Annotated in this window: 8 protein-coding genes and 1 tRNA gene; 5 read left to right on the top strand and 4 right to left on the bottom strand. The window is 66.3% G+C overall.

Annotated features, from left to right (window positions below; translation table 11 throughout):
• Positions 1 to 380: fibronectin type III domain-containing protein (locus ACFO9I_RS23080; RefSeq protein WP_379185252.1), on the top strand; the 380-nt coding region annotated here is incomplete at its 5' end.
• Between the two features lie 180 nt (positions 381 to 560).
• Here ACFO9I_RS23080 and ACFO9I_RS23075 read toward each other — a convergent pair.
• Positions 561 to 878, bottom strand: a complete 318-nt coding sequence (locus ACFO9I_RS23075) for a hypothetical protein (RefSeq protein ID WP_379185250.1) — start codon at positions 876 to 878, stop codon at positions 561 to 563.
• A gap of 320 nt (positions 879 to 1198) precedes the next feature.
• Here ACFO9I_RS23075 and ACFO9I_RS23070 point away from each other — a divergent pair, with 320 nt between their 5' ends.
• Entirely contained in the window at positions 1199 to 2149 is a 951-nt protein-coding gene (locus ACFO9I_RS23070; RefSeq protein ID WP_379185249.1) for a hypothetical protein, read from the top strand.
• Positions 2150 to 2764: 615 nt separating this feature from the next.
• Here the strand turns inward: ACFO9I_RS23070 and ACFO9I_RS23065 are convergent.
• The gene (locus ACFO9I_RS23065; protein ID WP_379185248.1) at positions 2765 to 3595 is read right to left on the bottom strand and encodes a CHAP domain-containing protein; all 831 of its coding nucleotides are present in this window, start codon (positions 3593 to 3595) and stop codon (positions 2765 to 2767) included.
• A gap of 776 nt (positions 3596 to 4371) precedes the next feature.
• On the opposite strand from ACFO9I_RS23065, the gene ACFO9I_RS23060 reads away from it, so the two are divergent.
• The gene (locus tag ACFO9I_RS23060; RefSeq protein WP_379185246.1) at positions 4372 to 5028 is read left to right on the top strand and encodes a hypothetical protein; all 657 of its coding nucleotides are present in this window, start codon (positions 4372 to 4374) and stop codon (positions 5026 to 5028) included.
• Between the two features lie 90 nt (positions 5029 to 5118).
• Here the strand turns inward: ACFO9I_RS23060 and ACFO9I_RS23055 are convergent, their stop codons facing one another.
• Complete coding sequence (locus ACFO9I_RS23055) at positions 5119 to 5643, bottom strand: HAD domain-containing protein (protein ID WP_379185244.1); 525 nt, start codon at positions 5641 to 5643, stop codon at positions 5119 to 5121.
• Positions 5643 to 6449: a hypothetical protein gene (locus tag ACFO9I_RS23050; protein WP_379185242.1), complete on the bottom strand. Its 807-nt coding sequence runs from the start codon at positions 6447 to 6449 to the stop codon at positions 5643 to 5645. Before ACFO9I_RS23050 ends, ACFO9I_RS23055 begins: the two co-directional genes overlap by 1 nt.
• Before the next feature lie 381 nt (positions 6450 to 6830).
• Between ACFO9I_RS23050 and ACFO9I_RS23045 the strand changes: the two genes are divergently transcribed.
• Both ACFO9I_RS23045 and ACFO9I_RS23040 read left to right on the top strand, forming a co-directional pair.
• The gene (locus ACFO9I_RS23045) at positions 6831 to 7031 is read left to right on the top strand and encodes a hypothetical protein (protein ID WP_379185240.1); all 201 of its coding nucleotides are present in this window, start codon (positions 6831 to 6833) and stop codon (positions 7029 to 7031) included.
• Positions 7032 to 7155: 124 nt separating this feature from the next.
• Positions 7156 to 7228 (top strand) — tRNA-Lys (locus ACFO9I_RS23040).
• The last annotated feature ends 73 nt before the right edge of the window (positions 7229 to 7301 follow it).

The following is a 7301-nucleotide window of genomic DNA, read 5'->3' as shown; positions in this document are numbered from 1 at the left end:
CGGTGAGCGGGCTGGTCAACGGCACCGAGTACACCTTCACCGTGACCGCGACCAACGCCATCGGCGAGGGACTCACCAGCGCGTCCAGCAGGTCGGTCGTGCCTGCGGCTCCGCCCTCACGAGTTTCGAAGCCCGCGGTGATCGTGAAGGGCAGAAGCGTGACGCTGCGCTGGAAGTCCCCGAATGACAACGGGAGCCGGGTTGTCCGCTACACCATCATCAGCAACAGGGGACAGCAGAAGACCGTCGGGACAGCCGTCCACAAGGTTGTCTTCAAGCGGCTGACGCCCGGTCGCTATAAGTTCAGGGTCACCGCGACCAACGACATTGGCGACGGGCCGACGAGCCCCGTCGTCCGGGTCAGAATCCGTCGCCCCTAGCAAGGCGGCGTTCGCTCCATTCACCGGATGTGGCCCCCTGAGCTGCTAGCCGACGCCGAACGCTGGCGGTCCCGGGGGACAACGCGATGCCGGGCGTATTTCTGGGGCCTCGACCGATCTTGATACCTCGACCAAGGTCTCCCACGGACACGAAGCTGGCGCTGCCACCGATCTGCCTGGCTAGTTGCAGGTGACGGCGTTATAGCTGTCGCAATGCACCAGCATTTCGCAGTTTGAGGAGAGGTGCTCGATCCGGTCCTGTGCCCAAAGCTGGCGGCAAGACGCCTGAGCTGTGGGGACGCCGGCCAAGGCGAGAATCGCGCAAACCACTGCGCCCGCCGCCGTGAACCAGACGAGAAGGGTCCACGGCGGCTCGAGCCCCATGTCAACCAGCTTCTTCGTCCCCCAGCCCAGGACCGCACCCGCGATGAGGATGCTTCCGATGTACGGCCAAGCGCCGCCGAACTTGATCACCAGGTCTCGCAGCAGGTCTTCCATAGTGGCTCCCCATTGCCTCCTTCCCCTAGTGCGCCACGGAACGCTGCCGATGCGCCCGCCGAGACATCTGCTTGCCCCACTTGGGGTAGGGGTCAGGCCGAGTACGTGCTGCGGCCGAGCCGACGTCTCGTGGACCGCTAAGCGACGCGACGGGCGTATGCCGTGCTCCTACATCCCGACTCGGACGGAACAAGTCAGAACGCGGTCAACTGGAAGGCTGCCGCCGAGGATCGACGTGAACGGGCCGCTGGGCGGCGAACGGCCACCTGCGCTCATGTGTTCGGATCCGCAATGCGTCGCGATGACCTAGCCTCGGGACGGTGATCAACCAGAGCGGCAGTGCACGATCGAGTTCCGCAGGCCGCGCCAGTCGCGGCGTTCTAAGAGGCGCAGCGCCCGTCCTCGCGGCGGTGCTCGGCGCCGCGCTTCTCGCGGGCAGTCCGGCAGCGGACGCCGCGTCGCTCGGCGAGGTGCAGCCCGCGATCACGAACCTGACCGTTACCCCGCGGACGATCTGGCCCGCAGCGGAGGACCGGGGAGACAAGGCGATGATCACCTTCAGCATCGCCGCTCCCGGCGACTACCGCGGCTACATCGAGGACCACGGCGGCACGATCGCCGGTCACGACTTCGGACATCTCGAACCCGGCACCTACTCCTGGCAGTGGGGAGGCCGAGACTCTCATCAGGACACGCTCGCCCGGGAGGCCAAGCACTTCGTTCATGTCTACGGGTGGCGCGATGACGGCGAAGAGCTCGGCACGGAGGAGATCGCGCCGGTGTGGGTCAAGCTCGGCTCGGAAGAGATCCTGGTCTCGGACCGGCGCGACGAACGCGGCAGCCGTGGAGTCGACATCGACTTCTTCACGCTTCGCAACGGTCCGAAGTCAGCGACGGTGACCTTCGACTTCCACGGCCGGGCTCGTCCAGCCGCTGCGTCCGCCTCAATCCAGCTCGACGTCGACAAGCGCGACAAGGGGTACCTGCTGACGCGTGGCAAAGACCGGGCCGGAACGATGCGGACGACCCTTTATCTGGCGAACCTGGGATCCGACGTCGGCAAGCCGACGAAGATCCGCTGCCCGAGGATCAAGACCCGAGCCACCACCAAGAGTCTGACGATCACCGTTCCGCGTGCCTGCATGAAACGCGGCGGGCACAAGCTGCGTGCGACCTACTCCGTGTGGGCCGGGCACCACATGGACTACGGCCCCGACGGTGCCCGTGCCTACTGGACCCGCTGGGCGACCTACGAGGTCGCTCCCGAGTAACGCATGTATTGACCCAGGCCACCCGCCGGTTGCGGCCCGGACCATCACCGACGCGACGGTGCCCGACGCCGTCCCGGATCTGCCTTGGAGCGTCGACTAGCACACCGGCGTCAAGAAGATGACCCCCGAAGGCTCTACGGGCGGCAGAAGTTGACCGCCCTGGTCCGCCGCCGCCAGCGGCTGAGGGCGCGCCCGCAGGCAGCGTGGACCGCACCACGCGTCTGCTCGGCCTGTCCGGCGCGCGGCGCGACAAGAAGGCTGCGCGCCACGATCCCGGCCAAGGAGGGAAAGCGCACCGGCGACCTGCTCGACCCCGAGGTCATTGCTCTTGCTCCCAAGCGGGTCTGGGTCACCGGACTTCACCTACTGCCGGACTTGGGCCGGCTGGGTCTACGTCGCGTTCATCCTCGACGTCTGCGCCCAGCGGATCGTGGCTTGGCACGCGACCACGTGCAAGAAACGTTGGGCCTTGTGGTCTCCGCCACCGTCGCCGGACCATGCGCAGACAGTTCCCTCTCATGCGGGCCGTGTTGAGGATGCGGTCGGCGTCAAGGAACCAACGTGCTCGCAAATTGCCCGTGCCGGCTTGCGTGACTGGCCTCAGTTGTCTCTTGTTCAAGCGCCTGCTGGAGGCGCGACGATGAAGCGCATGTTTGAGGTGACATCTCGCCATGTCTTCGTGTCTGAGTTCGGCTCATTGCCCTTCTTGCAGGAGTCGTTCGCATTGCGCTCATACAGCAAGATTTGTGTCTTGCCGTTCACGTAACGGACGTCTTCCACGTATCCGACGTGGCCAGCGGGGTCGATCGGGGATGGGCGGGACATCAGTGATCGTGGCCGGGCAACTGGGTAAGTAGCGGGATCCGACACCGTCCAGCCGCTCGACTTCGCCCTTTCCGCCCATTCGACCGCGTTGCCTTCCCATCCGACATAGCTGCCGACGGCCTCCTTCCACCGCGCTGAGGCGAGGGCCGTGCACCAGCAGCCTGTGAAGGGGTTCGTCGTCGTCGAGCCTCCGGTGCCCCTCTTGGCAAACTTGCAGAGGGAATCATCCCCGTAGCACCACATGTTGACGTACCGATTCGAGTCCGTCTTCACCACCAGATCTGGACCTCGGTTGCTCGTTGCCCACTCGTTCGGCTTGGTCGTCGTACCGCAGCCGACGTCGATCCGAAGCGTCGTCGGAAGGGAGGTTCCCCGGACGGTGTACGAGTAGTACTCGATCCCGCTGCGGTTGGGCTGTCTCGTGCGGGACGTGATCCATCCGCTGCCACCGCCGGTGGAGTTCATGTACATGCCAGCGATCGTGTCGCCGCCGCTACACGAGATGACCCCCTTGACGGTGAAGTCGACCGTGGCCGCCGCTGCCGGCTGAAGAGGAACCAAAGCCGCGGCCATGGTGGCCAGGCACAGCAAGAGCGTGGTTCGCTTGAGCGATTGGTACACGGCTGACCTCCGACCGGATGCAGCGAGTCGTTGTCGGGTCCAGCGAGTCGTTGTCGGGTCCGCCGCGCTTGAGCCGCCCCTTGCATGCTCCGGATCCTTTCACCCGCGGGGGGAGCGTATGGGTCAGCGTTTGACCCGTGCATCATCAATGTGACTGAAGAATCCGCGAGCGGCGGCAGTGGACACGGTGGACCGCAGCCAGAGCGTCACGTTCGGTGTCTGACTCGTGCTCGAGTCAGATCTAGGGACGGGGCGAGAAACGTCCTGCTGAGCCTGACAGGACATCGCGAGCAGGTTCGCGGCTTCAGACAAGGCCTGATCCGCAGAACTGGTGGCGCCGAGCGGGATCCTCATGTCCGCGCCAAGGCCCGTCAGCGCTTCGGCTGAGTGGTCACCTTCATTACACGGGCCGGCGACCTTTCGACACGGCGTCCCCATGCGACCCTCGTACCCGAGGGCGGCAGTTCGGGCTGCGCCGAGATGTCGTCGGGCCCTGAACCGTGGACATGACGTCCGATCATGTTGACGTCGTTATGCGCTAACGCCGCAATGTCCGAGGTGCGGGCCTCAAGTCGACTATGACCAGTCGGTGCAGCGGCATGTCGGCAACCATGCCACTTCCTGACCGTCACCACGCACCTACCGCACGGGCACCGGATCGAGATGGCCAGGGCCCATGCCGAGCCGGACGCATGGCAGCACGGCGCGAACTGATGCGGCTGCTAGATCGACCGGCGAGCCAGGGCGATCACCTGCGCGGCCGGTAGGTTCCCGGCATGAGCTGGGTCGGCAACACCTTCGACTGGATGGATACGCACAACGGGTTTCTGTTGCTGCTCGCCACGGCTGCTTACGTCGTCATCACCTGGCGGATGGCGAGGCAAGGCAAGGACGCCGCGGAGGCAAGCGCTGACGCGACCGAGTCAGCGAGGGCCAGCGCCCTCTCCGCTGAAGCGACCGCAACAGCTATGCAAGCCGCAGCGGAGGCATCCAGGGAAGGTGCGGCCGCGGCGGTGGCAACCGCGAAGGCGCTCGCCTCGGCTGCCGATGTGCTGCGCGCCATGATCCCGGTGCAGTTCCAGGTGCGCATGGTTCCGGTGCTGACTAGAGCCCTCACTCTGGAGATCGAATGCCCCGTGGCCACGGTTCACATCCATGCCGTGAGACTTACGCGGGTGGCGTATCCGACGCCACTTCACGGCTTACCGACCCGTCGCCCACTCGCCCAACCGCTCACATTGCAGCCCACGAACAGGGAGCATGAGCTGCCCCGATCGTTGCACCCGGGCGAAAAGCTGCTGGCATCGACCGGGAAGGTTCAGGCGGGATACGTCGAGTTCGTGAGTGTAGAGATCGACTACACTCTGGGGACCTCCGAGGAGTCCCCTCGCACCTACCGGGTGCCCGTAGAGGGATTCGCCAGCGGCGCCTGAACGTTGTGTTTTTCGACTGTTCTCGGTTCAGTCCTGCAGGGGCGGTGCTGCGCACGGATGAGTGGCTCGGATGGTGGTCGAACACTTGGATCAGGTGTGTCGTGGCGGTCGTCGGTCGTACGCCCATGCCTCCAACAGGTCCAGATGCGCAGGCGTCAGGCCCAGCGAGGTTCGGGGGCTGAGTAGCAGAGGCTCGAGGCCGCGGTCGCCGAGCCGACGCCGAACGGCTGAGGGCCGACCGCCCCGCAGTTGGTCATCACACCAGGCAAGTGCGCGTGTCGCGGGGTGTCGGTCAAGCCAGGCCTCGACCGCGGTGACCTTCCACCAGGTTCGGCCGATGGTCGACGCATTTGGCTCTTCGGCGATCGCGGGCCAACCCCTGCCCGGGAACGGGTCCATTCGCGCACGCATCTCCGCGCTCCAGCTGGGCAACCACCAACAGCCAAGGTCCGCGGCGTGACCAAGCAGGTCAAGCCTTTCGCACATTGCTGGTGACACGGCCACAGGCCCGAATACGTGGCCGGCGATGACTTCGTCGCCCCAGGCGGTGTTTCCGTGGACCGGTGAGACGACGCCGTCGACGTCAAGGATCAGCGCCTTGCGGGGCGACGACATCAGGTACCCCCGCAGCTACCGCGCGGCGGACTCGTGGGGCGGGCTCCCGGTTCGATCTGGGTGACCGGCGTAGAGAGGCGGTAGCCGGATCCTGTGGGTCGTTCGTCGAGGATGAACAGTGATCTGCCGAGGCGGCACTGCACCAGTCCGGTGAGGTCTGTCCACTCCCGGTCAAACGGGAGCATTTTCACGTGGAAGGGAGCGGCCGGGCCCGATCCGTGGCCGTTGCCGGTGCCGACACCGGGGCGGCGGGCGACGCGGCGGCGGTCGAGGTCGATCAGGTAGGTCGTGGTGCTCTCGGTGGTGATCTGCCAGCTGTCGTGGTCGGTGTCGCGCAGGATCTCCCGGCGGTCGGTCTGGTCGGGTCCGAGCGGTGTCGGCGGCCTCTCGAGTTCGTCCGGGGTGGTGCCGTTGAGCTGGTGGAGTCGGCGGCCCAGGGGTGTGTGTCCGGTCCAGCCGGGGGTGAGCAGGTCGAGTAGTTCCAGTCGCTCGGCGGCCTCGGCCGTCGAGATGTCGCCGCGCAGGCAGTCGAGGTAGATCCAGACCGTGGCCTCGTGGAGCCAGGTGGGGCTCTGCTGTTCGAGGTGGGCCAGGACGTTGGCGCGGTAGTCGGGGCTCATGGCGTCGAGTTGATGACGCTGGGCGCGGATGTCGTACCAGCAGGTGTCCTGCAGCAGGACGCGCTTGTCGATGCGTCCGGGCTCGCGCGTCGTCGGGTCGTCGAAGTCGCGGTCGCCGGTCGGGCGGAGGTCCCCGGCCGCGAGCCGGAACGCTCGGTCGAAGTTGGGTTGGGTCGGGGTGGTCATGGAGATCCCTCCTGCGGGCAGATGGGCGGTGGCGGTGGCTGTGGCTGTTGTGAGGGGTCCGGGGCGGGGACGCGCGAGCCTGGTCTGTTCACCTCCTTCGGGCTCGGATTGCGTCCCCGCCGACCGGACCCGCGGGTGCGGTGCCGGTCGTCTTGTTGTTTCCGCTGTTGAGTTCGTGGGATCGGTGCCCTTGGTGAGCTGTGGCCGTCCGCCTCCCTTTCGTGAGGCTGTTGGGCATCGTCCGGGCCGTCGGCCGGGGTGCAGCGGGTGCACGCCGGCGTGGTGAGGGCCGGTGCGTGTTCGCGTTCACGGCGCCTTGGCCCTGGGGTGCTGTTCGGCGGCGGATGGTGGGTCAGCCCTGGGGTGGAGGGGGCAGGCGGGGTGCACGGGCACCGGGACGGTGCGCCAGGAAACCTCACCGCTAACGGCTTCATGGAGGTGGCCCGGCTCTACGAGTCCCCCTTCACCGACGCCGCCCCGCAGGGGCCGAACATGATCTTCACCGAGGAGCAGGTGGACGACATCGTCGCCGTCCTGGACCAGATCCGCAGCCACGCCCTTCCCGACCTGACGGTCGCCTGAACTGGGGGAGCGGGTCCGCGGCGACCGGCTTCCGCTCTGAGGGCTATGGTTCTCGTGGCTCAGGGTGGCGAGAACTACACGGATGTTCTCCCGAGGGTTCTCCCGACTAATCCCCTGATCCCCCGGGCCCCTAGCTCAATTGGCAGAGCAGGAGACTTTTAATCTCTTGGTTGTGGGTTCGAGTCCCACGGGGCCTACCGATCCTGGTGTGTTACTTCGCCTGACACACGACATTCGGACTTCGGCTGAGGCGCGACAGTGTTTCGGTTG

Origin of the sequence: Nocardioides sp. GCM10023255 (genome assembly GCF_042653125.1) — a bacterium.
Lineage (GTDB): Bacteria > Actinomycetota > Actinomycetes > Propionibacteriales > Nocardioidaceae > Nocardioides.
The sequence above is the reverse complement of the archived record's forward strand: the minus strand, read 5'-3'. Positions and strand labels throughout refer to the sequence as shown.

Bases quoted from the DNA above. Each gene is read 5' to 3' on its own strand.
- ACFO9I_RS23075 (WP_379185250.1), bottom strand. From the start codon at position 878: ATGGAAGACCTGCTGCGAGACCTGGTGATCAAGTTCGGCGGCGCTTGG.
- ACFO9I_RS23060 (WP_379185246.1), top strand. From the start codon at position 4,372: ATGAGCTGGGTCGGCAACACCTTCGACTGGATGGATACGCACAACGGG.
- ACFO9I_RS23055 (WP_379185244.1), bottom strand. From the start codon at position 5,643: ATGTCGTCGCCCCGCAAGGCGCTGATCCTTGACGTCGACGGCGTCGTC.
- ACFO9I_RS23050 (WP_379185242.1), bottom strand. From the start codon at position 6,449: ATGACCACCCCGACCCAACCCAACTTCGACCGAGCGTTCCGGCTCGCG.